Annotated in this window: 21 protein-coding genes, 4 tRNA genes, 2 rRNA genes, 2 pseudogenes and 1 riboswitch; of the genes and pseudogenes, 10 read left to right on the top strand and 19 right to left on the bottom strand. The window is 61.4% G+C overall.

Annotated features, from left to right (window positions below):
- Positions 1-205: 205 nt before the first annotated feature.
- The 9 genes from ACVWZP_RS00145 to gltX all read right to left on the bottom strand — a co-directional run bounded on the left by ACVWZP_RS00145 (position 206) and on the right by gltX (position 5,409).
- Entirely contained in the window at positions 206-1,171 is a 966-nt protein-coding gene (locus ACVWZP_RS00145) for a tRNA dihydrouridine synthase (RefSeq protein ID WP_193040964.1), read from the bottom strand.
- 55 nt (positions 1,172-1,226) lie between these two features.
- On the bottom strand, positions 1,227-1,661 hold the full coding sequence (locus ACVWZP_RS00140; protein ID WP_017847711.1) for an acyl-CoA thioesterase: 435 nt from the start codon (positions 1,659-1,661) through the stop codon (positions 1,227-1,229).
- A gap of 38 nt (positions 1,662-1,699) precedes the next feature.
- A complete protein-coding gene (locus ACVWZP_RS00135) occupies positions 1,700-2,533 on the bottom strand; it encodes an alpha/beta hydrolase (RefSeq protein WP_046382630.1) in 834 nt (277 codons plus the stop codon).
- A gap of 14 nt (positions 2,534-2,547) precedes the next feature.
- On the bottom strand, positions 2,548-3,087 hold the full coding sequence (locus tag ACVWZP_RS00130) for a TetR/AcrR family transcriptional regulator (protein ID WP_079444391.1): 540 nt from the start codon (positions 3,085-3,087) through the stop codon (positions 2,548-2,550).
- A gap of 184 nt (positions 3,088-3,271) precedes the next feature.
- Positions 3,272-3,347: transfer RNA gene (locus ACVWZP_RS00125), tRNA-Glu, on the bottom strand.
- A 78-nt stretch (positions 3,348-3,425) separates the two neighbouring features.
- A tRNA-Ala gene (locus tag ACVWZP_RS00120) sits at positions 3,426-3,501 on the bottom strand.
- Between the two features lie 50 nt (positions 3,502-3,551).
- Positions 3,552-3,627 (bottom strand) — tRNA-Glu (locus tag ACVWZP_RS00115).
- 77 nt (positions 3,628-3,704) lie between these two features.
- A tRNA-Ala gene (locus ACVWZP_RS00110) sits at positions 3,705-3,780 on the bottom strand.
- A 147-nt stretch (positions 3,781-3,927) separates the two neighbouring features.
- The gene (gltX, locus tag ACVWZP_RS00105) at positions 3,928-5,409 is read right to left on the bottom strand and encodes a glutamate--tRNA ligase (RefSeq protein WP_017847714.1); all 1,482 of its coding nucleotides are present in this window, start codon (positions 5,407-5,409) and stop codon (positions 3,928-3,930) included.
- 196 nt (positions 5,410-5,605) lie between these two features.
- On the opposite strand from gltX, the gene ACVWZP_RS00100 reads away from it, so the two are divergent.
- Both ACVWZP_RS00100 and ACVWZP_RS00095 read left to right on the top strand, forming a co-directional pair.
- Entirely contained in the window at positions 5,606-6,652 is a 1,047-nt protein-coding gene (locus tag ACVWZP_RS00100) for an HlyD family secretion protein (protein WP_126589605.1), read from the top strand.
- Positions 6,653-6,701: 49 nt separating this feature from the next.
- Positions 6,702-8,192, top strand: a complete 1,491-nt coding sequence (locus tag ACVWZP_RS00095; protein WP_169850652.1) for an MDR family MFS transporter — start codon at positions 6,702-6,704, stop codon at positions 8,190-8,192.
- Positions 8,193-8,437: 245 nt separating this feature from the next.
- Here the strand turns inward: ACVWZP_RS00095 and ACVWZP_RS00090 are convergent.
- The 3 genes and pseudogenes from ACVWZP_RS00090 to uvrB form a co-directional block, all read right to left on the bottom strand.
- A pseudogene (locus tag ACVWZP_RS00090) lies at positions 8,438-8,536 on the bottom strand (UvrB/UvrC motif-containing protein); the annotation flags it as partial.
- A 109-nt stretch (positions 8,537-8,645) separates the two neighbouring features.
- Positions 8,646-8,747: pseudogene (locus ACVWZP_RS00085) on the bottom strand (UvrB/UvrC motif-containing protein); the annotation flags it as partial.
- Between the two features lie 231 nt (positions 8,748-8,978).
- Complete coding sequence (gene uvrB / locus ACVWZP_RS00080; protein ID WP_017847718.1) at positions 8,979-10,994, bottom strand: excinuclease ABC subunit UvrB; 2,016 nt, start codon at positions 10,992-10,994, stop codon at positions 8,979-8,981.
- 345 nt (positions 10,995-11,339) lie between these two features.
- Between uvrB and ACVWZP_RS00075 the strand changes: the two genes are divergently transcribed.
- Both ACVWZP_RS00075 and ACVWZP_RS00070 read left to right on the top strand, forming a co-directional pair.
- Positions 11,340-12,536 carry an amino acid aminotransferase gene (locus ACVWZP_RS00075; protein WP_017847719.1) on the top strand — a complete coding sequence of 399 codons (1,197 nt, stop codon included), beginning with the start codon at positions 11,340-11,342 and terminating at the stop codon, positions 12,534-12,536.
- A gap of 111 nt (positions 12,537-12,647) precedes the next feature.
- Complete coding sequence (locus tag ACVWZP_RS00070; protein WP_017847720.1) at positions 12,648-12,857, top strand: hypothetical protein; 210 nt, start codon at positions 12,648-12,650, stop codon at positions 12,855-12,857.
- Between the two features lie 45 nt (positions 12,858-12,902).
- On the opposite strand, the gene ptrR is transcribed toward ACVWZP_RS00070, so the two are convergent.
- Positions 12,903-13,775, bottom strand: a complete 873-nt coding sequence (ptrR, locus tag ACVWZP_RS00065) for a putrescine utilization regulator PtrR (protein ID WP_046382626.1) — start codon at positions 13,773-13,775, stop codon at positions 12,903-12,905.
- Positions 13,776-13,878: 103 nt separating this feature from the next.
- Here ptrR and ACVWZP_RS00060 point away from each other — a divergent pair, with 103 nt between their 5' ends.
- On the top strand, positions 13,879-15,270 hold the full coding sequence (locus tag ACVWZP_RS00060) for an aldehyde dehydrogenase family protein (RefSeq protein ID WP_169885029.1): 1,392 nt from the start codon (positions 13,879-13,881) through the stop codon (positions 15,268-15,270).
- 54 nt (positions 15,271-15,324) lie between these two features.
- Here the strand turns inward: ACVWZP_RS00060 and ACVWZP_RS00055 are convergent, their stop codons facing one another.
- Positions 15,325-15,630 carry a protealysin inhibitor emfourin gene (locus tag ACVWZP_RS00055; protein ID WP_017847723.1) on the bottom strand — a complete coding sequence of 102 codons (306 nt, stop codon included), beginning with the start codon at positions 15,628-15,630 and terminating at the stop codon, positions 15,325-15,327.
- 28 nt (positions 15,631-15,658) lie between these two features.
- Positions 15,659-16,720, bottom strand: a complete 1,062-nt coding sequence (locus tag ACVWZP_RS00050; protein ID WP_108526355.1) for a M4 family metallopeptidase — start codon at positions 16,718-16,720, stop codon at positions 15,659-15,661.
- A 134-nt stretch (positions 16,721-16,854) separates the two neighbouring features.
- Between ACVWZP_RS00050 and ACVWZP_RS00045 the strand changes: the two genes are divergently transcribed.
- From ACVWZP_RS00045 to ACVWZP_RS00030, 4 genes are all read left to right on the top strand, one after another.
- Positions 16,855-17,784, top strand: a complete 930-nt coding sequence (locus ACVWZP_RS00045; RefSeq protein ID WP_108526357.1) for a DNA/RNA non-specific endonuclease — start codon at positions 16,855-16,857, stop codon at positions 17,782-17,784.
- Positions 17,785-17,819: 35 nt separating this feature from the next.
- Positions 17,820-18,014, top strand: a riboswitch (cobalamin riboswitch).
- A gap of 114 nt (positions 18,015-18,128) precedes the next feature.
- Positions 18,129-19,139 carry an ABC transporter substrate-binding protein gene (locus ACVWZP_RS00040; RefSeq protein WP_079444394.1) on the top strand — a complete coding sequence of 337 codons (1,011 nt, stop codon included), beginning with the start codon at positions 18,129-18,131 and terminating at the stop codon, positions 19,137-19,139.
- Positions 19,136-20,140, top strand: a complete 1,005-nt coding sequence (locus ACVWZP_RS00035; RefSeq protein ID WP_046382622.1) for a FecCD family ABC transporter permease — start codon at positions 19,136-19,138, stop codon at positions 20,138-20,140. The genes ACVWZP_RS00040 and ACVWZP_RS00035 overlap by 4 nt, the downstream gene beginning before the upstream one ends.
- Positions 20,137-20,904, top strand: coding sequence for an ABC transporter ATP-binding protein (locus tag ACVWZP_RS00030; protein WP_017847728.1), 768 nt, complete (start codon positions 20,137-20,139; stop codon positions 20,902-20,904). Before ACVWZP_RS00035 ends, ACVWZP_RS00030 begins: the two co-directional genes overlap by 4 nt.
- Positions 20,905-20,997: 93 nt before the next feature.
- Here ACVWZP_RS00030 and ACVWZP_RS00025 read toward each other — a convergent pair whose 3' ends face one another.
- Positions 20,998-21,558 carry a nucleotidyltransferase family protein gene (locus tag ACVWZP_RS00025; protein WP_046382620.1) on the bottom strand — a complete coding sequence of 187 codons (561 nt, stop codon included), beginning with the start codon at positions 21,556-21,558 and terminating at the stop codon, positions 20,998-21,000.
- Between the two features lie 154 nt (positions 21,559-21,712).
- Here ACVWZP_RS00025 and chrA point away from each other — a divergent pair, with 154 nt between their 5' ends.
- Positions 21,713-22,921, top strand: coding sequence for a chromate efflux transporter (gene chrA, locus ACVWZP_RS00020; protein ID WP_046382619.1), 1,209 nt, complete (start codon positions 21,713-21,715; stop codon positions 22,919-22,921).
- Positions 22,922-22,975: 54 nt separating this feature from the next.
- On the opposite strand, the gene ACVWZP_RS00015 is transcribed toward chrA, so the two are convergent.
- The 3 genes from ACVWZP_RS00015 to ACVWZP_RS00005 all read right to left on the bottom strand — a co-directional run bounded on the left by ACVWZP_RS00015 (position 22,976) and on the right by ACVWZP_RS00005 (position 26,566).
- Entirely contained in the window at positions 22,976-23,209 is a 234-nt protein-coding gene (locus tag ACVWZP_RS00015) for a hypothetical protein (RefSeq protein WP_017847731.1), read from the bottom strand.
- A gap of 193 nt (positions 23,210-23,402) precedes the next feature.
- Positions 23,403-23,518, bottom strand: a 5S ribosomal RNA gene (gene rrf / locus ACVWZP_RS00010).
- 156 nt (positions 23,519-23,674) lie between these two features.
- Positions 23,675-26,566 (bottom strand): 23S ribosomal RNA (locus tag ACVWZP_RS00005).
- Between the last annotated feature and the right edge of the window lie 164 nt (positions 26,567-26,730).

Here is a 26,730-nt window from a genome sequence, read left to right as displayed (position 1 = left end):
CAAGTAGCCTTAGCCAGATCCGACTGGACACACACGCTAATAAACCACCCTCGGGGCAACTTACCGACACAACCCCAAAACCTGCACGGCATCCGGCTGTGTTATTTCGCCCCGACTTCCTCGCGCAAAAACGCAAAATGCCCCGCATCTTTCGATACGGGGCATTTTCTTCAAACAAACGAGCGGCGCATTCAAGCGCAACGGGTCACCCCTCAGACGCGGCAGGATGGGCCATCCCCAACAACCGGCTCACCTGCTCCAAATCCGTCTCCCGACGCATGGCGGTGAACAGCTCGACGGCCTCCGGGTAATTGCGCGTCAGCATCGCCAACCACTGCTTCAGCCGGCCGGGCGCCTGGCGTTCGGTCAGTTGGGCCACCGACTGGGTCCAGAAGTCCTGGAGCATCGGCTGCATCTGCGCCCAGGTCATTGCCACGACGTCGTCGCCGGCGCGTGCCGCCGCGATCTGCCGCGCAAGATCCGGACGCGCAACCAGCCCGCGACCCAGCATGATGTCTTCGGCGCCGCTGACTTCGCGGCAACGCTTCCAGTCTTCGACGCTCCAGATATCGCCATTGGCGAACACTGGCACCTTGACCACATCCTGCACGCGTGGAATCCACTCCCAGTGAGCCGGCGGTTTGTAGCCATCGGTCTTGGTCCGCGCATGCACGACGATATGCGCCGCGCCGCCCTCGGCCAGCGCCGTCGCGCATACCAGCGCGCCATCCGGGCTGTCGAAGCCCAGGCGCATCTTGGCGGTCACCGGGATATGCGCCGGCACTGCGCGACGCACATGCTCGACGATGCGGTTGAGCAGCTCCGGCTCCTTGAGCAGCACCGCGCCGCCACGGGACTTGTTGACGGTCTTGGCCGGGCAGCCGAAATTCAGGTCGATCACCTCGGAGCCCAACTCGCAGGCCAGGGCCGCGTTCTCTGCCAGGCACACCGGGTCGGAACCGAGCAACTGCACACGCAGCGGCACGCCAGCAGCGGTGTGGGCACCGTGCAGCAGTTCGGGGGCGAGCTTGTGGAAATAGGCCGGGGTAAGCAGGCGGTCGTTGACACGGATGAACTCGGTCACGCACCAGTCAATACCGCCCACGCGGGTCAACACGTCCCGCAGGATGTTGTCGACCAACCCCTCCATGGGCGCCAAAGCAATTTGCATGGAAAACACTCAACAAAAATCGTGGCGCAGTTTACTGGGTTTCCCGCCGCGACCGTTAACCCCCTGTCAGGGCGGCGCCGTAGCCGTCGAGAAACTCCGCCGGCATGCGCTTGGGCTTGCCGCTGGACAGTTCGATGCAGACAAAGGTGGTTTGTGCGCGCAGCAGGGTCGCGCCGTCGCGAGGGCGTACCAGTTGGAAACGCCGGGTCATTTTCAGGCGCTGGTCCCAGTCGACGATCCAGGTCGCCAGTTGCAGCTCGTCGCCTTCATAGGCGGCCGCCAGGTAGTCGATCTCATGGCGCACCACGGCCATGGCGCGGTCCAGTCGCCGGTACTCGGTGAGGTCCAGCCCCAGGCGCTGGGAATGGCGCCAGGCGCAACGCTCCAGCCAGGACACGTACACCGCGTTATTGGCGTGCCCCAGGCCGTCGATGTCCTCAGCGACGACCTGCAGATCGATGATAAACGGCGTTGCCAAATCCCAGCCCATGCCTTGCTCCAGTCGATTGATGTCGGCAGGGCAGTGTATCAGGCAGTTTGGCGCGCCTGTAAACAGCTGCCCGCCAGCAGCGCCAGCACTGCCTCGACCACCCGCGGATCGGCCAGCACGCGCTGGTGCCCGCCCTGCTCCAGGCGCAACAGGCGACTGTCGAACCAGGCGTCGTGGATAACCTGGGAAGCGCTGACCGGCACGAAGGTATCGTCTTCGGCATGCACGATCAGGCCGGGGAGGCCCATCTGGTAATGGGCCACGTCCAAGTGCTTGAGCGGCATGCCCAGGGTCAGCTCGACTTCCTGGATAAACGCTGAGCGCGCCCGCGACGGCAAACCGACCATCCCGGCAAACCCGCCGAGCACATCAAGGAAGCGCGACGGCGCGGCAATGCTCACCAGCGCTTCGGTACGCAGCCCCAATTGCACCGCCAGCATCGCACTGGCGCCGCCCATGGAGTGGCCGACCACCGCATGCAACGGCGGCAGCTCGGCCGCCGCTTCAAGCATCGCGCGGGCAAACAGCAGTACGTGGGCTTCACGCCCCGGCGAACGGCCATGGGCCGGGCCATCGAGGGCGAATACCGAATAGCCGTTCTGCACCAGCGCAGTGATCAGGCTGGCGAACTGGGTGGGCCGGCCTTCCCAACCGTGCATCAGCAGCACCGCCGGGCCCTGGCCCCAGCGCAACGCCGACAGGCCGAAACGCAAGGTGACGCGCTCTGCGTGCGCCAGCAGCGGCAACTCCCAATCCCGCGGTGGCAGATCCCGCGGGGTCATGAACACCCGCCGCATGCTGTTGGCCACCGTGTGCGGCGCCAGGCGCCCCAAGGTGCCGTTGACGCCACGAATCCAGGTCAATGCGCCCATTTTTACAACCCCTCTTAACGTATGGCCGACTTGGCGGCACGCAACACACGATCGGACAATTCACCCGGCCCCAGGGCACGCGCCAATGCCAGCCCACCGACCATCAAGGCCATGTCCGCCAGGGCCTTGTCAGTGTCTTCCGGGCTGGCGGCCAGTTGTGCGGCCATCAGTTCCACATGTTCGTTGAGGACATCGCGAAAGGCGTCCGGCAGGCGGCCCATCTCGCCCACGGTTGCCGGAATCGGGCAAGCCTTGGCCGTGGAGTCGCGGTGCTTGCGCGACAGGTAAAACGCCGCAACCAGGCCACGGCGCTCTTCGCCGGTGAGTTGGGCATCCATGTCGTCGATCGATGCACGGCGCTGGGCCAGCAATTGGCTGAAGGCTTCCAGCATCAGCGCATCCTTGCTTTCAAAGTGCGCGTAGAAGCCGCCGACAGTCAGCCCCGCCGCCCCCATGACCTCGCCAACGCTCGGCTCGGCCGGGCCACGCTGGACCAACGCGGCGCTGGCGGCCTGCAGGATACGTTCGCGGGTTTGCGCTTTTTTATCGCTCATCGTGTGCCTCCGACTCTCATGGGTTAAATATTATAGCCATAATAATATTTCGCAAGCGAGCGGCACGACCATTGGTCAGAAGCCCGGAGGGGCAAGGGAAGGGAGAATTGGCCAAACGCCAGACAAACAAAAGGGCCATTCAATAATTGAATGACCCTTAAAAATCCCGCAGAGCGGGTAATCGTGGCGTCCCCTAGGGGACTCGAACCCCTGTTACCGCCGTGAAAGGGCGGTGTCCTAGGCCACTAGACGAAGGGGACACAAACCTTCTATACAACTGATCAGGCTGAGACTGATCGATCCAAGGGCGGCGTGGCCAAAACCTTGAACCTGTAAATTGGTGGAGCTAAACGGGATCGAACCGTTGACCTCTTGCATGCCATGCAAGCGCTCTCCCAGCTGAGCTATAGCCCCGGATTTTTCGCCTCGCGGCGCAGCAGACCTTGCGAACTGCTTGTTGAAACTGGCGTCCCCTAGGGGACTCGAACCCCTGTTACCGCCGTGAAAGGGCGGTGTCCTAGGCCACTAGACGAAGGGGACAAAACCTTCTGTACAACCTGATCAAGCTAGGCCTGATCGATTCAAGGACGGTGTGGCCAGACCTTGAACCTGTAAATTGGTGGAGCTAAACGGGATCGAACCGTTGACCTCTTGCATGCCATGCAAGCGCTCTCCCAGCTGAGCTATAGCCCCTCATCGGTGAGGACGGGGCGAATCTTAATGGCGCTTTGGGAACGTGTCAAATTTATTTTCAACAATTTCCAAAATTTTTTGCCGGGATAACAATCACTTACCAACCAAACCCCGAAAAACCGGGGTTTGGCCGCCACAAGCGCTGACTCAGGCGATCGCGCCCAGCAGCTTCTCCCACTCTTTGTTTTCTTTCTTCGACACACCACCAAGCAAATCAAGGGCTTGGCGCAGACGGAAACGCGTAAGGTCCGGGCCGAGAATTTCCATCGCGTCGAGTACCGACACCGAACTGGCCTGCCCGGTGATCGCGGCAAACATCAACGGCATGGCATCGCGCAATTTCAGCTCGAGGGATTCGACCACGGCCTGGATCGTCGCGGTGATGGCGTCCTTCTCCCACTGGCGCAGGCTTTCGAGCTTCCACAGGATCAGTTGCATCAACTGGCGCACCTGATCGGCGGAGAGTTTCTTCGACTCAAACAGTTTGACGTCCGGGTTCACGCCACCGGCGAAGAAGAAACTGGCCAACGGTGCGACCTGGCTGAACGTCTCCACCCTGCCCTGCACCAGCGGCGCGATCTTCATCATGTACTCGGGGTTCAACGCCCACTGCTGCACGCGGCTGGCGAACTCTTCCACCGGCAGGTCACGCAGCCACTGGCCATTGAGCCACGACAGCTTCTCGATATCGAAGATCGGCCCGCCCAGCGATACGCGGGACAGGTCGAAGTTATCGACCATTTCCTGCAGCGAGAACTTCTCGCGCTCGTCCGGCATCGACCAACCCATGCGGCCCAGGTAGTTGAGCATCGCTTCGGGCATGAAGCCCATACGCTCGTAGAAGGTCACCGAGGTCGGGTTCTTGCGCTTGGACAGCTTGCTCTTGTCCGGGTTGCGCAGCAGCGGCATGTAGCACAGCTGCGGTTGTTCCCAGCCGAAGTACTCGTAGAGCAGGATCAGCTTCGGCGCCGAGGGCAGCCATTCTTCCCCGCGCAGCACATGGGTGATGCCCATCAGGTGGTCATCGACCACGTTGGCCAGGAAGTACGTCGGCAGGCCGTCGGTCTTCATCAGCACTTGCATGTCCATGCGGTCCCACGGGATCTCGACGTCGCCGCGCAACATGTCCGGCACCACGCACACGCCTTCGCTCGGCACCTTCATGCGGATCACATGGGGCTCGCCGGCCGCCAGGCGCGCGGCCACTTCTTCTTTCGACAGCAGCAGCGCACGGCCGTCGTAGCGCGGGGTTTCGCCACGGGCCTGTTGTTCGGCGCGCATCTGGTCCAGTTCTTCGGCGGTGCAGAAGCAGGGGAACGCATGGCCCATGTCGACCAACTGCTGGGTGTACTGCTTGTAGATGTCGCTGCGCTCGCTCTGGCGATACGGGCCGTGCGGGCCGCCGACGTCCGGGCCTTCCGACCAGGTGATGCCCAACCAGCGCAGGGCATCGAAAATCTGCTGTTCGGACTCGCGGGTCGAACGCAGTTGATCGGTGTCTTCGATCCGCAGGATGAATTCACCGCCGTGCTGCTTGGCAAAGCAGTAGTTGAACAAGGCGATGTAGGCAGTGCCGACGTGGGGGTCCCCGGTAGGCGATGGCGCGATGCGCGTGCGGACGGTGGTCATGGCTGGTCTCGAATGGGCGATATAACTGAAATTGAAACAAGGGGGGAATGGTAACAGCCATGGGCACTTAGGCTCCAGCGTCCTCCGTACCGAGCATGGCATATAGGCCAAGTTTGAGCCTGGAGACTCGCCGTAGCTATTTGCCAGCTGGCTGGCTGGTTATATTCCATTACCTCTTGTTACAGACTCCGCGCCCATGCCTGCCCCACTGAAACGCCGCCTGCTTATCTTCGTATTGATCGTGAGCCTGATCGCCCTGGGTTTCTTCGCCCATTGGTTCCTCAGGGGCCGCTTCTACGAAAGCACCGACAACGCCTACGTGCAGGGTGAGATCACCCGTGTCTCCAGCCAGCTCGGCGCGCGGATTGTCGAGGTGCTGGTGGGCGACAACGAACACGTGCAACAAGGCCAGTTGCTGGTGAGGCTTGAAGACGACGACTTCCACCTCGCCGTGGACCGCGCCAACGCCGCCCTCGCCATGCGCGAAGCCGAGCGCACCCAGGCGCAGAGCAAGTTGACCCAGCAAGCCAGCCTGATCGCCGCCGGCGAAGCCAAAGTCGCGTCCAGCCAGGCCAGCCTGGGCCGCTCGCAGATCGACCTGTCCCGCGCCCAAACCCTGCGCAAACCCGGCTACGTCTCGGAAGAACGGGTGACCACCCTCTCCGCCGACAACCATATCGCCCGCTCCCAAGTGGCCATGGCCCAGGCCGACTTGCAGGGGCAGCGCCAGCAGGTCAACGCGCTGAATGCCGAGATCAAGCGCCTCGACGCGCTGATCGCCAACGCCAGAACCGACCTGGCCCAGGCCGAGCTGAACCTGACCCGCAGCGAAATCCACGCGCCCATCAGCGGCCTGGTCGGCCAACGCGCCGCGCGCAACGGCCAATACGTACAGGCCGGTGCCTACCTGCTGTCGATCGTCCCCGACCAGGACATCTGGATTCAGGCCAACTTCAAGGAAACCCAGATCGGCCACATGCAGCCTGGGCAAAAGGCCGAGCTGACGTTCGATGCTTACGGCGATACGCCGATCGAGGCGCGGGTCGACAGCCTGTTCGCGGCCTCCGGGGCGCAGTTCAGCCTATTGCCGCCGGACAATGCCACCGGCAACTTCACCAAAGTCGTACAACGGATTCCGGTGAAACTTACGTTTGCTGCGGATAACCCGCTGAAGGGCAAGATCCGCCCCGGCATGTCCGTTACGGTCAAAGTGAACATCAAAGATCAGCCTGATGGCCGGTGATCAACTGCTGCGCCCGGTCGGCGAACCGACCCGGCGCGACTGGATCGCGGTGATGAGCGTGATGCTCGGCGCCTTCATGGCGGTGCTCGACATCCAGATCACCAACTCGTCCCTCAAGGACATCCAGGGCGCGCTGTCGGCCACCCTGGAAGAAGGCTCGTGGATTTCCACCTCCTACCTTGTGGCCGAAATCATCATGATCCCCCTCACCGCCTGGCTGGTGCAGTTGCTCTCGGCACGGCGCCTGGCGGTGTGGGTGTCGGTGGGGTTCCTGATCGCCTCGCTGATGTGCTCCATGGCCTGGAGCCTGGAAAGCATGATCGTGTTCCGCGCCCTGCAGGGGTTTACCGGCGGCGCGCTGATCCCGCTGGCGTTCACCCTGACCCTGATCAAGCTGCCCGAGCATCACCGCGCCAAAGGCATGGCGATGTTTGCCATGACCGCCACCTTCGCGCCGTCCATCGGCCCGACCATCGGCGGCTGGCTCACGGAAAACTGGGGCTGGGAATACATCTTCTACATCAACGTGCCGCCCGGGCTGCTGATGATCGCCGGGCTGCTCTACGGCCTGGAAAAAAAGGCGCCCCACTGGGAGTTGCTCAAAAGCACCGACTACGCCGGCATCGTCAGCCTCGCCATCGGCTTGGGCTGTTTGCAGGTGTTTCTGGAAGAAGGCCACCGCAAGGACTGGCTCGAGTCGAACCTGATCGTCAGCCTGGGCAGCATCGCCCTGCTGAGCCTGATCACCTTCGTGATTGTGCAGCTGTCCAAACCCAACCCGCTGATCAACCTTGGCATCCTGGCCAATCGCAACTTCGGCCTGTCGAGTATTTCCAGCCTGGGGATGGGCGTCGGCTTGTATGGCTCGATCTATCTGCTGCCGCTGTACCTGGCGCAGATCCAGAACTACAACGCGCTGCAGATCGGCGAAGTGATCATGTGGATGGGCATTCCGCAGCTGTTCCTGATCCCGCTGGTGCCCAAGCTGATGAAATACGTGTCGCCCAAATGGCTGTGCGCCGTAGGCTTCGGGCTGTTCGGCCTGGCGAGTTTTTCCTCGGGGGTGCTCAACCCAGACTTTGCCGGCAGCCAATTCAACCAGATCCAGATCATCCGCGCCCTCGGGCAGCCGTTGATCATGGTGACCATCTCGCTGATCGCCACGGCCTACATCCTGCCGCAGGACGCCGGGTCGGCTTCCAGCCTGTTCAACATCCTGCGCAACCTCGGCGGCGCCATCGGTATCGCACTGCTGGCGACCTTGCTGGATGCGCGCACCAAGACCTATTTCGATTATTTACGCGAAGCGATCGTGCCGACCAACCCGCAGGTGGCGGAGCGGCTGGCAACGCTGACGGAACAGTTCGGCAACCCGACGGCGGCGCTGGGCAAACTCAGTGAGATTACGCACCAGCAGGCGCAGATCATGGCCTACAACGATGCGTTTCACTGCGTGGGGTTCGCGTTGGGCGTAAGCATGCTCGCGATCTTGTTGACCAAGACGTTGCCGGCGGGGCTTAAGGCTGGGGGGAGTCATTGAGGCCGTGTCGCGCCTATCGGGAGCAAGCTCCCTCCCACATTTGACGGCATTTCAAGCTTGGGCATGCTGGTGACTTTGTTGACCAAGACGTTGCCGGCGGGGCTTGAGGCTGGGGGAGTCATTGAGACTGTGTCGCGCCTATCGGGAGCAAGCTCCCTCCCACATTTGATCGGGTTCCAACTTTGAAATGCGGTCAAATGTGGGAGGGGGCTTGCCCCCGATGAGGCCAGTACCGCCACCACCGATCAAACCGCCAACAGGCGCTCACGCAACTTGCCGATTTCATCGCGGGTTTGCGCCGCCGCTTCGAACTCCAGATCCCGCGCCAGCTGGTACATTTTCGCGCCTATCGGGAGCAAGCTCCCTCCCACACTTGATCGGGTTCCAACGTTGAAATGCGGTCAAATGTGGGAGGGGGCTTGCCCCCGATGAGGCCAGTACCGCCACCACCGATCAAACCGCCAACAGGCGCTCACGCAACTTGCCGATTTCATCGCGGGTTTGCGCCGCCGCTTCGAACTCCAGATCCCGCGCCAGCTGGTACATTTTCTCGCCTATCGGGAGCAAGCTCCCTCCCACATTTGACGGCATTTCAAGCTTGGGCATGCTGGTGATTTTGTTGAGCACGGCGTTGCCGGCGGGGCTTGAGGCTGGGGGAGTCATTGAGACCGTGTCGCGTCTATCGGGAGCAAGCTCCCTCCCACATTTGACGGCATTTCAAAGTTGGAACCCGGTCAAATGTGGGAGGGGGCTTGCCCCCGATGAGGCCAGTACCGCCACTACCAATCAAACCGCCAACAGACGCTCACGCAACTTGCCGATTTCATCGCGGGTTTGCGCCGCCGCTTCGAACTCCAGATCCCGCGCCAGCTGGTACATTTTCTCTTCCAACTGGCGGATACGCTTGGCGATCTCGCTCGGCGAGCGCAGTTCGTTTTCGTACTTGGCGCTTTCCTCGGCGGCCTTGGCCATGCCTTTGCGCTTCTTGCTGCGCGAGCCAGGCACGGTGGCGCCTTCCATGATATCGGCGACGTCCTTGAACACGCCCTTGGGCGTGATGCCGTTCGCCAGGTTGAAGGCGATCTGCTTGTCGCGACGGCGCTCGGTCTCGCCAATCGCCCGCTCCATGGAGCCGGTGATGCGGTCGGCGTAGAGAATCGCCCGGCCATTGAGGTTACGCGCCGCACGGCCGATGGTCTGGATCAGCGAACGCTCGGAGCGCAGGAAGCCCTCCTTGTCCGCGTCCAGAATCGCCACCAGCGACACTTCCGGCATGTCCAGGCCTTCGCGCAGCAGGTTGATCCCCACCAGCACATCGAAGGTGCCCAGGCGCAGGTCGCGGATGATCTCCACGCGCTCCACGGTGTCGATGTCCGAGTGCAGGTAGCGCACGCGCACGCCGTGGTCGGCCAGGTAGTCGGTCAAGTCTTCGGACATGCGCTTGGTCAGCGTAGTGACCAGCACCCGCTCTTCCAGGGCCACGCGCTTGCTGATTTCCGAGAGCAGGTCGTCGACCTGGGTCAACGCCGGGCGGATTTCGATCTGCGGGTCGACCAGGCCGGTCGGGCGCACCAGTTGCTCGATCACGCGCCCCGCGTGCTCAGCCTCATAATTGCCGGGCGTCGCCGAGACGAAGATGGTCTGCGGGCTGATGCGTTCCCATTCGTCGAAGCGCATCGGCCGGTTGTCCAGCGCCGACGGCAGGCGGAAGCCGTATTCCACCAGGGTTTCCTTGCGCGAACGGTCGCCCTTATACATCGCGCCGACTTGCGGCACGCTGACGTGGGATTCGTCGATCACCAGCAGCGCGTCGTCCGGCAGGTAGTCGTAGAGCGTCGGCGGCGGCGCTCCGGATTCACGGCCCGAGAGGTAGCGCGAGTAGTTTTCGATGCCGTTGCAGTAACCCAGTTCCAGGATCATCTCCAGGTCGAAACGGGTGCGTTGTTCCAGGCGCTGGGCTTCCACCAGCTTGTTGTTGGCGCGCAGGTATTCCAGGCGCTCGGCCAGCTCGACCTTGATGCCCTCGACGGCGCCCATCAGGGTTTCGCGCGGCGTGACGTAGTGGCTTTTGGGGTAGAAGGTGAAACGCGGCAGTTTGCGGATCACTTCGCCGGTCAACGGGTCGAACGCCGACAGGCTCTCGACTTCATCGTCGAACAGCTCGATGCGGATCGCTTCCAGGTCGGACTCCGCCGGGTAGATGTCGATCACATCGCCGCGCACGCGGAAGGTGGCGCGGGCGAAGTCCATGTCGTTGCGCGTGTATTGCAAGCTCGTCAGCCGACGCAGCAGTTCGCGCTGGTCGAGTTTGTCGCCACGGTCGACGTGCAGCACCATCTTCAGATAGGTTTCCGGGCTGCCGAGACCGTAGATGCACGACACCGTGGTGACGATGATCGCGTCCTTGCGCTCCAGCAGCGCCTTGGTCGCTGACAGACGCATCTGCTCGATGTGGTCGTTGATCGATGCGTCCTTCTCGATAAAGGTATCGGAGGACGGCACATAGGCTTCGGGCTGGTAGTAGTCGTAGTAGGAAACGAAGTACTCCACCGCGTTGTTCGGGAAGAACGCCTTGAACTCGCCATACAACTGCGCGGCCAGGGTTTTGTTCGGTGCCAGTACCAGGGTCGGGCGGTTGATCTGCGCGATCACGTTGGCGATGCTGAACGTCTTGCCCGAACCGGTCACCCCGAGCAGCGTCTGGTGCGACAGGCCCGCTTCGATGCCTTCGACCATCTGGCGAATCGCTTCGGGTTGATCGCCGGCGGGTTCAAAGCGGGTGACGAGCTGGAAATCCGACATAACGTACCTCTTTCAAGTCACCCCCGGCTGCACTCCACCAAGGACGAAAAAAGCTCAGCGACCCGCGAATTTTCATCGCAGGTTGCAGGAAAAAACCATGATAGCTGTAGAAGTGGTGACGAATGTGCCGGGTTTCAAGGCAATCGTCCGACCTGCCGTCTACGCTCAAGGTTGGATTAAGACTGACGGTCGGTAAATAAACCGAAAAACTTGGCCGAAAAGCCGTTTCGGTTGTCGCCCTTGACCGTGATGGCCTCTATACTAGCTCCCCGTTTGTGCACCGCTCTAGTGCATTCGGCTGGAGCGCGACACGTCCCTCCTTTCCCCCAAAGAGCTGCCGCAAAAATGAGCCTGTTCTCCGCTGTCGAAATGGCACCACGCGATCCAATCCTGGGCCTCAACGAAGCATTCAACGCCGATACACGAACCACCAAGGTCAACCTTGGCGTGGGCGTTTACTGCAACGAGGAGGGGAAGATTCCACTCTTGCGTGCCGTTGCCGAAGCGGAAGCCATTCGCGTGGCGCAACACGCCGCCCGTGGCTACCTGCCGATCGACGGGATCGTGGCCTACGACCAGGCTGTGCAAAAGCTGCTGTTTGGTGCTGACTCGCCGCTGCTGAGCGCTGGCCGTGTGATTACCGCACAAGCGGTCGGCGGCACCGGCGCGCTGAAGATCGGTGCAGACTTCCTCAAGCAACTGCTGCCCAATGCCGTGGTTGCCATCAGCGACCCAAGCTGGGAAAACCACCAGGCGCTGTTCGAAAAAGCCGGCTTCCCGGTGCAGACCTACCGCTACTACGACGCCGCCACCCACGACGTGAACCGTGCTGGCCTGCTCGCCGACCTCAACGCCCTGCCGCCGCAATCGATCGTGGTGCTGCACGCCTGCTGCCATAACCCGACCGGCGTCGACCTGAGCCCGGCCGACTGGCAACAAGTGCTCGACGTGGTCAAGGCGAAAAACCTGGTGCCGTTCCTCGACATGGCCTATCAGGGTTTTGGCGATGGCATTTACGAAGACGCCGCCGCAGTGCGCCTGTTCGCGGAATCGGGCCTGACGTTCTTTGTATCGAGCTCGTTCTCCAAGTCGTTCTCCCTGTACGGCGAACGCGTGGGCGCGCTGTCGATCGTCAGCGAATCCAAGGAAGAAAGCGCGCGCATCCTGTCCCAGGTCAAGCGTGTGATCCGCACCAACTACTCCAACCCGCCGACCCACGGCGCGGCGGTCGTGGCCGCAGTGCTGAACAACCCTGAGCTGCGCGCCCAGTGGGAAGCCGAGCTGGCGGAGATGCGCCTGCGCATCCGTGGCATGCGCGAGCAGATGGTCGCCGAACTGGCCAAGGCTGCGCCGGGCCACGACTTCAGCTTCGTCGGTCGCCAGCGTGGGATGTTCTCCTATTCCGGCCTCACCGTTGAGCAAGTCACCCGTCTGCGCACCGAGTTTGGCATCTACGCGCTGGACACCGGGCGTATCTGTGTGGCCGCGCTGAACCAATCGAACATTGGTGCGGTAACGAAGGCGATTGTTCAGGTTCTATAAACCTGGCGGCGCTGAACGAAGGGAAGCTACGGCTTCCCTTTTTAATGCCTGTCAGAAAACGCCCTGCTCCCCTAGACTGAACCCCGACTGCCCCTTTGCTGTGAGAGCCCTATGAGAAACGACGACCTGGACCTGCGTGCCGACCGCGACGAACTGGACCACTTCACCCCGCGCGCGCCGCAAGCCAAGCGCCAGAAAAGCCTGGTCTTGCAAGTGGCCCTCGGCGTATTCCTCGGCGGGTTGGCCCTGTGGCTGGTGCAATTGGGTGCGACAGCGATAATGGCCAAATTGGCGATGGGTACCCTGCAATTCGGCGGCTGATGAAGATTGAAATGTGGGAGGGGCAAGCCCCCTCCCACATTGGTTTTATGGGGTTGCCAGGACGCGTTCCTCCAGTAACCTTACGAAGCTGTTCAGGCTCTGCGACACCGTGCCTCGGCGCCAGATCAACCAAGTGTGCAAGACGCGGAAACTGTCCGTCAGCGGCCACACACTCACCGTGGTAAACCCCGGCATGCTTTCCAACATGCTGCGCGGCATCAGCGCCAGGCCGGCCCCGGCGCTGACGCAGGCAAGCATGCCGTGGTAAGACTCCATCTCGAAAATCCGCCCCGGCACCGCGCCGTCCTGTGCGAACCAGCGCTCGAAGTGGTGGCGGTACGAACAGTTGGAACGAAAGGTATAGATGCTTTCCCCGTTCACATCCTGCCCGCGGGTGATCGGCGCGTGATGCAGCGGTGCAATCACCACCATCTCCTCCTCGAACACCGCCAGGCCCTCCAGGGTGGCATGCAACACCGGTCCATCGACGAATGCCGCCGCCAGACGCCCCGACAACACGCCTTCGATCATCGTGCCCGAGGGCCCGGTACTCAGGTCCAGCTCGACCTTGGCGTGCTTCTGGTTATATGCCGCCAGCAGTGCGGGAATACGCACCGCTGCGGTGCTTTCCAGCGAACCGAGGGCAAACGCGCCCTGGGGCTCCTCCCCCGCCACCGTCGCACGGGCTTCCTGTACCAGGTCGAGAATACGCCGCGCATAGCCGAGGAAATTCCACCCGGCCGGGGACAGACGCAGGCGGCTCTTCTCGCGGATAAACAGCGCCACGCCAAGATCCTGCTCCAGTTGCTTGATGCGCGTGGTCAGGTTGGACGGCACCCGATGAATCAACTGCGCGGCGGCGCTGATGCTGCCTTGCTCGGCAACGGCCTTGAAGATTTCCAGCTGCACCAGGTCCAAATCATTCTCCAATCGTGAACGTATCGCTTAATATTATTCACTTTCCAGAAAAGATATAGCCCCTTACGCTGATTCCAATCCAAACCTTCAGCAGGACGGTGCCATGAACGCTATCGCTCACCAGACCCACGCCCTCTCGATCAACCCCGCCACCGGCGAAACGGTCGGCAGTTACCCGTATGAAAACGAGAACCAGCTGGACGCCACCCTCAACCGTGCGACCGCCGCTTTCCGCACCTGGCGCCGCCAGCCGCTCAGCCAGCGCGCAGAGCGGTTGCAGGCCCTGGCCGGCGTGCTGCGTGAGCAAGCCGAAGCAATGGCGCAGATGATCACCCTGGAAATGGGCAAACCCATCGTCCAGGCCCGCGCCGAAATCGAGAAATGTGCGCAACTCAGCGAATGGTACGCCGCCCACGGTCCAGCCATGCTCGCCGCGGAACCGACGCTGGTGGACAACGGCAGCGCGCACATCGAATACCGCCCGCTGGGCCCGATCCTCGCGGTGATGCCGTGGAACTTCCCGGTCTGGCAAGTCCTGCGCGGCGCCGTGCCGACGCTGCTCGCTGGCAACACTTACGTGCTCAAACACGCACCGAACGTGATGGGCAGCGCCTACCTGATGAAAGCGGCGTTCCACAAAGCCGGCTTTGCCGAAGGCCTGTTCGAAGTGCTCAACGTGACCCAGGACGGTGTTTCCAAAGCCATCGCCGACCCACGCATCGCCGCCGTCACCCTCACCGGCAGCGTGCGCGCCGGTATGGCCATCGGCGCCCAGGCCGGTGCCGCGCTGAAGAAATGCGTGCTCGAACTGGGCGGCTGCGACCCGTTCATCGTGCTCAACGACGCCGACCTCGACGCCGCCGTCCAGGCCGCGGTGATCGGCCGTTTCCAGAACAGCGGCCAAGTCTGCGCCGCGGCCAAGCGCCTGATCATCGAAGCCGGCGTGGTGGACGCCTTCACCGCCAAGTTCGTCGAAGCCAGCCGCCAACTGGTGATGGGCGACCCGACCTCGACCCACACCTACGTCGGCCCGATGGCCCGCTTCGACCTGCGCGACGAACTGCACGGCCAGGTCCAGGCGACCCTGGCAGAAGGCGCGACCCTGCTGCTGGGCGGCGACAAAGTGCCCGGCGCCGGCAACTACTACGCACCGACCGTACTGGCCGACGTCACCGACCAGATGACCTCGTTCAAACAAGAGCTGTTCGGCCCCGTCGCCTCCATCATCAGCGCCCGCGACGCCGATCACGCCGTGGCCCTGGCCAACGACAGCGAGTTCGGCCTGACCGCGAGCATCTTCACCCGCGACTCGGCGAAAGCGCGCGAGATCGCCGACCAGCTGGAAACCGGCGGGATCTTCGTCAACGCCTTCAGCGTGTCCGACCCGCGGGTGGCGTTTGGCGGCGTGAAGAAAAGCGGCTTTGGGCGGGAGTTGTCGCACTTTGGCGTGCGGGAATTCTGCAATGCGCAGACGGTGTGGCTGGATCGCAAATAATCCACAGCAACCCCTGTGGCAAGGGAGCGTGATCCCGCGGGCTGCGCAGCAGGCTCAGCAGCGGATATGCCGGCGCACGCACTGCACCAGCCCGTCCAGCGCCTCTGACTTCACTGGCGCGAGCACACAGACCGTGTGCTCGCGTTCACCTTCGGTCACGGTCAGGGTGTAATGCACCTGGCCTGGATTACCGGGTTCCGGCGCGGTGCTTTGCGGCAACTGAAAGAAGTGTGAAGCCTCGATCAGTTGCCGCAACTCTTGCTGGTCCGCCTCGGGCAGCGTCTCCAGTTCCACGGTGTTCGGTCGGGCCAGGCCCGGGAAAAACGCGGGTCCCCCAATTTCCTTGATCGAAATTTGCATGGCTGTTCCTCACCGCCCAGGCGGGTTGTCAGACGTTAATGCCCACTGCTTTCCAGCCTTCCTTCACCGCCTTGTGCTCGGCCTTGCCAGCACCGTACAGCCGACCGGCAATGTCGTAGGTGATGCGCGCGAAACGCAGGAACCCCGCGTTCGGCCGCAACCGCGCATCGCGTAGCGCGTCATACCAGATACGCCCTGCGCGCTCCCAGGCAAACCCGCCGATCTTCGTGGCTACCTGATAGAACGCATGGTTGGGAATACCGGAATTGATATGCACCCCGCCGTTGTCCTCATAGGTCTGCACGAAATCGTCCATATGCCCCGGCTGAGGGTCCTTGCCCAGCAGCTTGTCATCGAACGCGGTGCCCGGCGCTTTCATCGAGCGCAACGCAGTGCCTTTGATTTTCTTGGTAAACAACCCTTTGCCGATCAACCAATCCGCATCTTGCGCCGTTTGCTGCAGCGCGTACTGCTTGATCAGTGAGCCGAACACGTCGGACAGCGACTCGTTCAACGCACCGGATTGATTGAAATACATCAGCTTGGCCTCATCTTCGGTCACACCGTGGGCCAACTCATGGCCAATGACATCAAGGGCTATCGTGAACCGGTTGAATAGTTGCTGATCGCCATCACCAAACACCATCTGGCTCGAGTTCCAGAATGCATTGTTGTAGTTCTGGCCAAAATGAACGGTCGCGTCCAACGCCATACCGGCGTCGTCTATGGAGTTGCGGTCGAAGACCTGATCGAAAAAATCGAATGTGGCGCCCAACCCATCGTAGGCCTCGTCCACCGCCACATCACCACTGACGGGCTGCCCTTCGCCACGGATCAACTTGCCCGGCAGGCTATCGGCGCCCTCGGCACTGTAGATCGAACGCCGTTTTTCGGCGCCCATGGGCAGGGCCATGTGGGCGACCCCTTTGGCGGGTACGGCAACCATGCGCAACGAACGAAACGTGCTGTCTTTGGCGCGTGTGCGTAACGCGACTTCCCGTTGCGCTTTATCGCCGTTGCGGGCGATCTGGTCGAGCATGTATGGCGGGATCAGGCAGAAAATCGGGTTGCGATGCTGGCGAACACACATTGGCTGGCTCCATTTTGGCGTGGGGTGAACGTCCGGGTAACCGTTCAAGAATAGTCCTGCCGTGGCGGCTTGGGCCAAATTGTCATGAAGCTATGCTGCAGTAGTGTTAATCCGAGGACTGCGAGGAACTTACAATGCCCCCACGCGCCACCAAAATCGACCTTTCGCACCGCCCCCGGCTCGCCGATCTGCGCCCGTTGCTCGCGGCCGGCCCCAGCCTCATGGAGGCCAGGGCGGCGACTGCGCGTGTCACCGCGGCCAAGGACCTGCAGGACCGGCGCGGCTACGCTGAAGCGTTTCTCGACCGCTTCGTGGTGCCATGGCCCACGGTGGATGAAGCCCTGCTGGCTGACGTACAGCCGCTGCGCCTGGACTACACGCATTTCTCAGTGACCATGTCGCGCTCGAGGCGACTGGCACTCTACGTGGGCGCCAATATCGATGGCGCACAGCATGTGGATATCATCCGCAGCAACGACGCCTGGGCCTACGACGGCCGCCTGCCCATCAGCGCACAGGTGGGCGACGCGCTCTACACCGACAATGGCCTGGACCGCGGTCACCTGGTGCGCCGACAGGACCCCAACTGGGGTGACGCGGCCAACATCGCCAATGCCGACACCTTCCACTTCACCAACTGCTCACCGCAGATGAGCGGGTTCAACCAGAAGACCTGGCTGGAACTCGAGGACTACATTCTCGATAACACACAACGCTGGAAAGCCCGGGCCACGGTGTTTACCGGCCCGGTGTTGGCGGACGACGATCGCGTCTACCGGGGCATTAAAATCCCCAAAGCGTTCTGGAAAGTGGTCGCCTACCTCAGCGACGACGGCAAGCCCTGCGCCAGCGCCTACATGATCGACCAAAACCGCGAGCTGGGTCAGCTCGACCTCATGTTCGGCCAGCTCAGAACCTACCAGCGCAGCGTGATTCAGATCGAACGCTTGACCGGTATCCGCTTCGCCAACCTGGCCGACTACGATGGTTTCAGCAATGAAGAGCGCGCCACGGGGACGCGAATTGAAGCGCTGATCCAGGGCCCTGAAGATATTCGTCTGTAACCAGGCGACCTAAGGCTATATCGCCCCGCCGTGATCGACTACCATACCGCGCCGGTTCCCAAACGGGACTAATAGGGAATCCGAAGCGCGGTACACCGCGCCAATCGGAACTGCCCCCGCAACTGTAGATGCCGAGCCCGCTCCCCCACTGCCACTGGACCCCGTCCGGGAAGGCTGGAGCGTGGCGACGACGCATCAGTCAGGAGACCTGCCGGCCCAGCAAAATCACTAACCGGCGGGGTGTCCGGGAAGGACATCCTTGCCTGCCTCACCCGCAGCGGTCGAGGGCGTGTTTCCGAACCGTACACCCCCTGTTCCAGGTACGGCTCCAAGGAGATTGCCCAATGCTGCCACGCGTTACCGCCCTGCTCACCGGCCTGGGCCTGTGTGCCCTGGCCCAAGCGGCCCCCACTCAGTACCCGCTGACAGTGGAGAACTGCGGCAGCAGCCTGACCTTCGCGCAAGCGCCCGCCCGCGCCGTGACCATCGGCCAGGCCGCCACCGAAATGCTCTATGCCCTCGGCGTGGGCGATAGAGTGGTCGGCACGTCGCTGTGGTTCAACAACGTGCTGCCACAGTTCAAGGCGCTGAACGACGGCATCGAACGCCTGGCCAATAACGAACCGAGCTTCGAGTCGGTGATCGCCAAGCGCCCGCAACTGGTGGCGGCCGAACTGGAATGGGTGGTCGGCCCGCAAGGCGTGGTGGGCACCCGCGAGCAGTTTCATGAGTTGAAGATCCCCACCTACCTGCTGCCCTCCGACTGCGAAGCCAAGAACAACCGGGTGGGCGCCGACGGCACGCGGCTGGAGCCGTTCCGCATCGACACGATCTACAAGGGCATCCGCCAGTTGGCGGAGATTTTCGACGTGCAGGATCGCGGCCAGCAACTCAACGATGAACTCAAGGCGCGCCTGGCCAAGTCCGTCGCCACCGTGCAAGCCAAGGGGCTCAAGCAGGCCAGTGCGCTGGTGTGGTTTTCCAGCGCCGAGATGGCCAGCGATCCCTACGTGGCCGGTCACAAGGGTGTCCCCGAGTTCATGCTGCAAACGCTCGGCCTGCGCAACGTGGTGCAGTCCGATGAGGAATGGCCCGCCGTCGGCTGGGAAACCATCGCCAAGGCCAACCCCACCGTGCTGGTGATCGCCCGCATGGACCGCCGCCGCTACCCGGCCGACGATCATGCACAGAAGCTCGCCTTCCTGCGCAGCGACCCGGTGACGCGCAACATGGACGCGGTGAAACACAACCGCATCATCATCCTCGACGCCATGGCCCTGCAGGCCAGCGTGCGGACCTTCGAGGGTCTTGAACAACTGGCTGCGGCCATCGACGGCTACGACCTGCCGAAATGATACGAACCCTACTCGCCCTGGCATTGCTACTGATCGCCGTGCTCGCCGGCGTGGCCATCGGCGAAACCGCCATCGCGCCGCAGGTGGTGTTGCAGGTACTCGCCAACAAACTGTGGGCGGCCGGCTACGTGCTGGACCCGATCGATGAAGGCGTGGTGTGGAACTACCGCCTGACCCGCGCCCTGGTCGCCGCCGCATGCGGGGCCGGGCTGGCCACCTGCGGGGTGATTTTGCAGTCGTTGTTGCGCAATCCCCTGGCCGATCCTTACCTGCTGGGCATCAGCGCCGGCGCGTCGACAGGCGCAGTCCTGGTGGTGCTGATGGGTGTCGGCGGCGGCTTGGTTTCGCTGTCGGTCGGTGCGTTCGGCGGGGCGATGGCGGCGTTTGCGCTGGTGGTATTGCTCGCGCGGGCCAGCGGTTCGTCCAGCGGCACCGGGCAGATCATCCTCGCAGGCATTGCCGGCTCGCAGCTGTTCAATGCGCTCACCGCGTTCCTGATCACCAAGTCGGCCAGCTCCGAACAGGCGCGCGGCATTCTGTTCTGGCTGCTGGGCAACCTCAGCGGCGTGCGTTGGCCGTCGGTGTGGCTGGCGGTGCCGGTGGCGGTCGCCGGGTTGGCGGTGTGCCTGTGGCATCGTCGGGCGCTGGATGCGTTCACCTTCGGCCGCGACTCGGCGGCCTCCCTCGGCATCCCGGTACGCCGCGTGCAATGGGTGCTGGTGGGCTGCGCGGCATTGGTCACGGCGGTGATGGTGTCGATTGTCGGCTCCATCGGTTTTGTCGGGCTGGTGATTCCCCATGCCGCGCGCCTGCTGCTCGGCACCGGGCACTCGCGCCTGTTGCCGGCCAGCGCATTGGGCGGCGCGCTGTTTCTGATTGCAGCGGATGTACTGTCGCGCACCTTGATCAAGGGCCAGGTGATTCCGGTCGGCGTGGTCACTGCGCTGGTCGGCGCGCCGGTGTTTGCACTGATTCTGATCGGCCGGAGAAACCCTCGATGAGTGCGCCGGTATTGAGCTGCAGCGGGCTGGGCTTCAAGGTGCGGGAAGCCGAGTTGCTGCGGGATATCCACCTGGAGGTGACGCTCGGCGAAACCCTCGGGATCGTCGGCCCGAACGGCTCGGGTAAATCCACCTTGCTCAAACTGTTGGCCGGGTTGCGTACCCCCGCTCATGGCGAAGTACGCCTGGGTGGCGAGCGCCTGGGCGAGCTGCCCCGCCGCACCGTGGCACAACGTCTGGCCGTGGTGGAACAACAGGCCGACACCGACGATGCCATTCGGGTGTTCGACGCTGTCGCATTGGGCCGCACCCCGTGGCTGTCAGCGCTGAGCCCGTGGTCCGAGGCAGACGATCGCATCGTGCGCCAGGCGCTGCACGACGTGGACGCCATGCACTTGAGCAACCGCGCCTGGCGCAGCCTCTCCGGCGGTGAGCGCCAACGCGTACACATCGCCCGCGCCCTGGCGCAACGGCCACAGATTCTGGTGTTGGATGAGCCGACCAACCACCTGGATATCCAGCATCAACTGTCGATTCTCAAGGGCGTGCAGGCGTTACCCGTGACGACCCTGATCGCCCTGCACGATCTCAACCAGGCACTGACCTGTGATCGCCTGGCCGTGCTGGACCGCGGGCGTTTGGTGGCGCTGGGCAAGCCGCAGGACGTGCTGACGCCGCAGCGGCTGCAGGACACCTTCGGGGTGCAGGCGCACTACCTGACGGACCCGTTTGACGGGGCGCAGATTCTGCGACTGCGCGCTTAACGGCAACACCGTTCAAATGTCGGCGCTGTCGAGCCCGGCGAGGCGGCGATGGGATCAGCGCGCAGCACCTGCCGAACTGCCGCGTGCGCTGGGCTAATCCTCGACAATCCTCAGCCAAGGCCACCGCGCCTGATAGCTGCGCGCCTTCTGCGCAAACAACTCCGGCTCAGGATTGATCGGGTTGATCCTGAGCAGGCCCTGCTCCATATCAGTCAAACCAAACGGCGCATACACCTCACCCGTCGCCACATCCAGCCCGATGCACGTCCCGGCCACCAGGTAACGATCAATCCCGGCGCGCGCGGAGTGCAGCTGCGGATACGGTCGGCCAAACCGCTGGCCATACCAAAGGTGAACGCGCGCCTGATTCTTCACTTCAATTTCTACCTCCAAATCCTCGAACAGCCGCTGTGCAGCGCGAATGACCGCGTCTTCGGCCTCCCAGGAAAGGTCCGGGTCGAAGTAAAAAATGTCGTAGTCCTTTACCCCCTGGTCAGCAGGCAGATTCGACTGATGATTCCAAACAGCCTGGAACAGACAGCCCGCGGTCAGCATGCACTGGTTCACACCAAGGGCCGGCAGGCGCGCGGTGATCTCGGCGTTGATGGGGTTGGCCATGGCCAACTCGAGAAAGGTTTCGACGGTCAATGTCATGTTCAATCCTTTGCAGTGGGCACCTGTCCTGGGGAGCCAACAGTACAACAACGCGGGTTACGCTTTCACGTAACGGCCTCTTCTTCACGTCATCAAAATTCGCTAAGGTGCCTCGACACACCGCTCCCCTATTGCCCTCACCGAGACGCCGACCTTGGCCCATTCCCCGACTGATCGCCCCGCCAGCTCCTGGTCGGTGTTTCTGATTTTCCTGCGCTTGGGGCTCACCTCCTTCGGCGGCCCCGTCGCACACCTGGGTTACTTTCGCGACGAGTTCGTCACCCGGCGCCGCTGGCTGAGCGAGCGCAGTTATGGGGATTTGGTCGCGCTGTGCCAATTCCTGCCCGGCCCGGCCAGCAGCCAGGTAGGTATCGCGCTGGGCCTGTCGCGGGCCGGCTACGGTGGGGCGCTGGCGGCATGGTTGGGGTTTACGCTGCCGTCGGCCGTTGTGCTGATCCTGTTCGCCTTGGGCATTGCCCAGCACAGCACGGCGCTCCCGCCGGGTGCGCTGCATGGCCTTAAGGTGGTGGCCGTCGCCGTGGTCGCCCAAGCCGTGTGGGGCATGGCGCGCAATCTGTGTAGCGACGCAGCGCGCATCACCGTGATGCTGATCGCGGCGTGCGTGGCCCTGCTGCAAACCTCGGCGTGGGGCCAGGTCGCGGTGATCAGCGCGGCGGCGCTGGCGGGCCTGCTGCTGTTCAAGCCCACGCCACCGGCCGCGCACGATGCGTTACCCGTGACGCTCAGCCGCCGCGCGGGGGCGATGTGGTTGTCGCTGTTTGTGCTGGTGTTGGCCGGCCTGCCGATCCTGGCCCAACTGATCCCCAATCAGGGCCTGGCGATGATCGACGCGTTCTACCGCAGCGGCTCGCTGGTGTTCGGCGGCGGCCACGTGGTGCTGCCACTGCTGCAGGCCGAAGTCGTGCCCACCGGCTGGGTGAGCAACGATGTCTTCCTCGCCGGCTATGGCGCCGCCCAGGCCATGCCCGGCCCCTTGTTCACCTTCGCCGCGTTCCTCGGCGCGTCGATGAGCCAGGCCCCGAGCGGCTGGCTCGGCGGCCTGCTCTGCCTGCTGGCCATCTTCGCCCCGTCGTTTTTACTGGTGCTCGGCGCACTGCCCTTCTGGGAAAGCCTGCGCCGCAGCCCGCGCACCCAGGCCGCCCTTGCGGGCGTGAACGCTGCGGTGGTGGGGCTGTTGCTGGCGGCGCTGTACCAGCCGGTATGGACCAGTGCGATCTTCAGCGCACGGGATTTCGGCCTGGCCCTGGTCGGCCTGGTGGCGTTGATGGTGTGGAAGCTGCCACCGTGGCTGGTGGTTGTCGGAAGCGGCGCGCTCGGATGGTTATTGAGTCTTGCCCTGTAACACGTCCACCGCGCCTTGCTGCTTGACCTGTCCGAAGACCTCGGCGGCTGACGACTAGCCCTTCAACTCACTCGCGCGATTGCTCGCCGCGTCGTCGTAAGCCACATACAACGACTCGGCGATTTGGCTCTTGATGGCTTTGGTGGACTCAAGGCCCAAGACAAAACCTTCGGCTTTGCCGCCGGCACGGTTGAGTTCTTCGTGGGTGGAGGCACCGGTGATGGCGTCGAGGAGTTTGGAGGCGTGAGGGCCGACACCTTTGGGAAGGGAGATTTGGTCGATGGTCATTGCGATGCCTTTATGAAAAATGGACGGTAGCGCGTGGACCACTGCCGGGCTGGCATGGTAGACCTGTTTGTCGAGAAAGGGGCTGCTTTCGGCCCAAAACCGGATATCGAGTGTCTACAGATTCAGTGGCCCTTTCCGACCGCCCAAAACAAAACCCCTGTCTGCGTGAGCAAACAGGGGTTCTGGAATTTAATCTTGACGATGACCTACTCTCACATGGGGAAACCCCACACTACCATCGGCGATGCATCGTTTCACTGCTGAGTTCGGGATGGGATCAGGTGGTTCCAATGCTCTATGGTCGTCAAGAAATTCGGGTACTGAGTCGTGACCTGTTGGCCTCGCTTCAGCAAATTGGGTATGCGATAGCTTTCGGTGTTTTGTAAGAGTCGAACTTTCGGTTCGTTTCGTCTTCACACACCGCAATCTGGTCTCTTTCGAGTTCGCAAATTGCTTGGGTGTTATATGGTCAAGCCTCACGGGCAATTAGTATTGGTTAGCTCAACGCCTCACAGCGCTTACACACCCAACCTATCAACGTCGTAGTCTTCGACGGCCCTTCAGGGGACTCAAGGTCCCAGTGAGATCTCATCTTGAGGCTAGTTTCCCGCTTAGATGCTTTCAGCGGTTATCTATTCCGAACATAGCTACCCGGCAATGCCACTGGCGTGACAACCGGAACACCAGAGGTTCGTCCACTCCGGTCCTCTCGTACTAGGAGCAGCCCCTCTCAAATCTCAAACGTCCACGGCAGATAGGGACCGAACTGTCTCACGACGTTCTAAACCCAGCTCGCGTACCACTTTAAATGGCGAACAGCCATACCCTTGGGACCGGCTTCAGCCCCAGGATGTGATGAGCCGACATCGAGGTGCCAAACACCGCCGTCGATATGAACTCTTGGGCGGTATCAGCCTGTTATCCCCGGAGTACCTTTTATCCGTTGAGCGATGGCCCTTCCATACAGAACCACCGGATCACTAAGACCTACTTTCGTACCTGCTCGACGTGTCTGTCTCGCAGTCAAGCGCGCTTTTGCCTTTATACTCTACGACCGATTTCCGACCGGTCTGAGCGCACCTTCGTACTCCTCCGTTACTCTTTAGGAGGAGACCGCCCCAGTCAAACTACCCACCATACACTGTCCTCGATCCGGATAACGGACCTGAGTTAGAACCTCAAAGTTGCCAGGGTGGTATTTCAAGGTTGGCTCCACGCGAACTGGCGTCCACGCTTCAAAGCCTCCCACCTATCCTACACAAGCAAATTCAAAGTCCAGTGCAAAGCTATAGTAAAGGTTCACGGGGTCTTTCCGTCTAGCCGCGGATACACTGCATCTTCACAGCGATTTCAATTTCACTGAGTCTCGGGTGGAGACAGCGCCGCCATCGTTACGCCATTCGTGCAGGTCGGAACTTACCCGACAAGGAATTTCGCTACCTTAGGACCGTTATAGTTACGGCCGCCGTTTACCGGGGCTTCGATCAAGAGCTTCGCGTTAGCTAACCCCATCAATTAACCTTCCGGCACCGGGCAGGCGTCACACCCTATACGTCCACTTTCGTGTTTGCAGAGTGCTGTGTTTTTAATAAACAGTCGCAGCGGCCTGGTATCTTCGACCGGCATGAGCTTACGGAGCAAGTCCTTCACCCTCACCGGCGCACCTTCTCCCGAAGTTACGGTGCCATTTTGCCTAGTTCCTTCACCCGAGTTCTCTCAAGCGCCTTGGTATTCTCTACCCAACCACCTGTGTCGGTTTGGGGTACGGTTCCTGGTTACCTGAAGCTTAGAAGCTTTTCTTGGAAGCATGGCATCAACCACTTCGTCATCTAAAAGATAACTCGTCATCAGCTCTCGGCCTTAGAATCCCGGATTTACCTAAGATTCCAGCCTACCACCTTAAACTTGGACAACCAACGCCAAGCTGGCCTAGCCTTCTCCGTCCCTCCATCGCAATAACCAGAAGTACAGGAATATTAACCTGTTTTCCATCGACTACGCTTTTCAGCCTCGCCTTAGGGACCGACTAACCCTGCGTCGATTAACGTTGCGCAGGAAACCTTGGTCTTTCGGCGTGGGTGTTTTTCACACCCATTATCGTTACTCATGTCAGCATTCGCACTTCTGATACCTCCAGCAAGCTTCTCAACTCACCTTCACAGGCTTACAGAACGCTCCTCTACCGCATCACTTACGTGATACCCGTAGCTTCGGTGTATGGTTTGAGCCCCGTTACATCTTCCGCGCAGGCCGACTCGACTAGTGAGCTATTACGCTTTCTTTAAAGGGTGGCTGCTTCTAAGCCAACCTCCTAGCTGTCTAAGCCTTCCCACATCGTTTCCCACTTAACCATAACTTTGGGACCTTAGCTGACGGTCTGGGTTGTTTCCCTTTTCACGACGGACGTTAGCACCCGCCGTGTGTCTCCCATGCTCGGCACTTGTAGGTATTCGGAGTTTGCATCGGTTTGGTAAGTCGGGATGACCCCCTAGCCGAAACAGTGCTCTACCCCCTACAGTGATACATGAGGCGCTACCTAAATAGCTTTCGAGGAGAACCAGCTATCTCCGAGCTTGATTAGCCTTTCACTCCGATCCACAGGTCATCCGCTAACTTTTCAACGGTAGTCGGTTCGGTCCTCCAGTTAGTGTTACCCAACCTTCAACCTGCCCATGGATAGATCGCCCGGTTTCGGGTCTATTCCCAGCGACTAGACGCCCTATTAAGACTCGCTTTCGCTACGCCTCCCCTATTCGGTTAAGCTCGCCACTGAAAATAAGTCGCTGACCCATTATACAAAAGGTACGCAGTCACCTAACAAAGTAGGCTCCCACTGCTTGTACGCATACGGTTTCAGGATCTATTTCACTCCCCTCTCCGGGGTTCTTTTCGCCTTTCCCTCACGGTACTAGTTCACTATCGGTCAGTCAGTAGTATTTAGCCTTGGAGGATGGTCCCCCCATATTCAGACAAAGTTTCTCGTGCTCCGTCCTACTCGATTTCATGACTAAGAGATTTTCGCGTACAGGGCTATCACCCACTATGGCCGCACTTTCCAGAGCGTTCCGCTAATCTCAAAGCCACTTAAGGGCTAGTCCCCGTTCGCTCGCCACTACTAAGGGAATCTCGGTTGATTTCTTTTCCTCAGGGTACTTAGATGTTTCAGTTCCCCTGGTTCGCCCCTTACACCTATGTATTCAGTGTAAGGTAACCATCTTATGATGGCTGGGTTCCCCCATTCAGACATCTCCGGATCAAAGTCTGTTTGCCGACTCCCCGAAGCTTTTCGCAGGCTACCACGTCTTTCATCGCCTCTGACTGCCAAGGCATCCACCGTATGCGCTTCTTCACTTGACCATATAACCCCAAGCAATCTGGTTATACTGTGAAGACGACATTCGCCGAAAATTCGAATTTCTCAATTAAGAGAACTCACAAATTTTACCTTAGCCTGATCCGTTACCAGTGAAAGTAACGTTCAGTCTATCTTTCTATCACATACCCAAATTTTTAAAGAACGG

This window comes from Pseudomonas sp. TE36184, assembly GCF_054060055.1.
The sequence above is the reverse complement of the archived record's forward strand: the minus strand, read 5'-3'. Positions and strand labels throughout refer to the sequence as shown.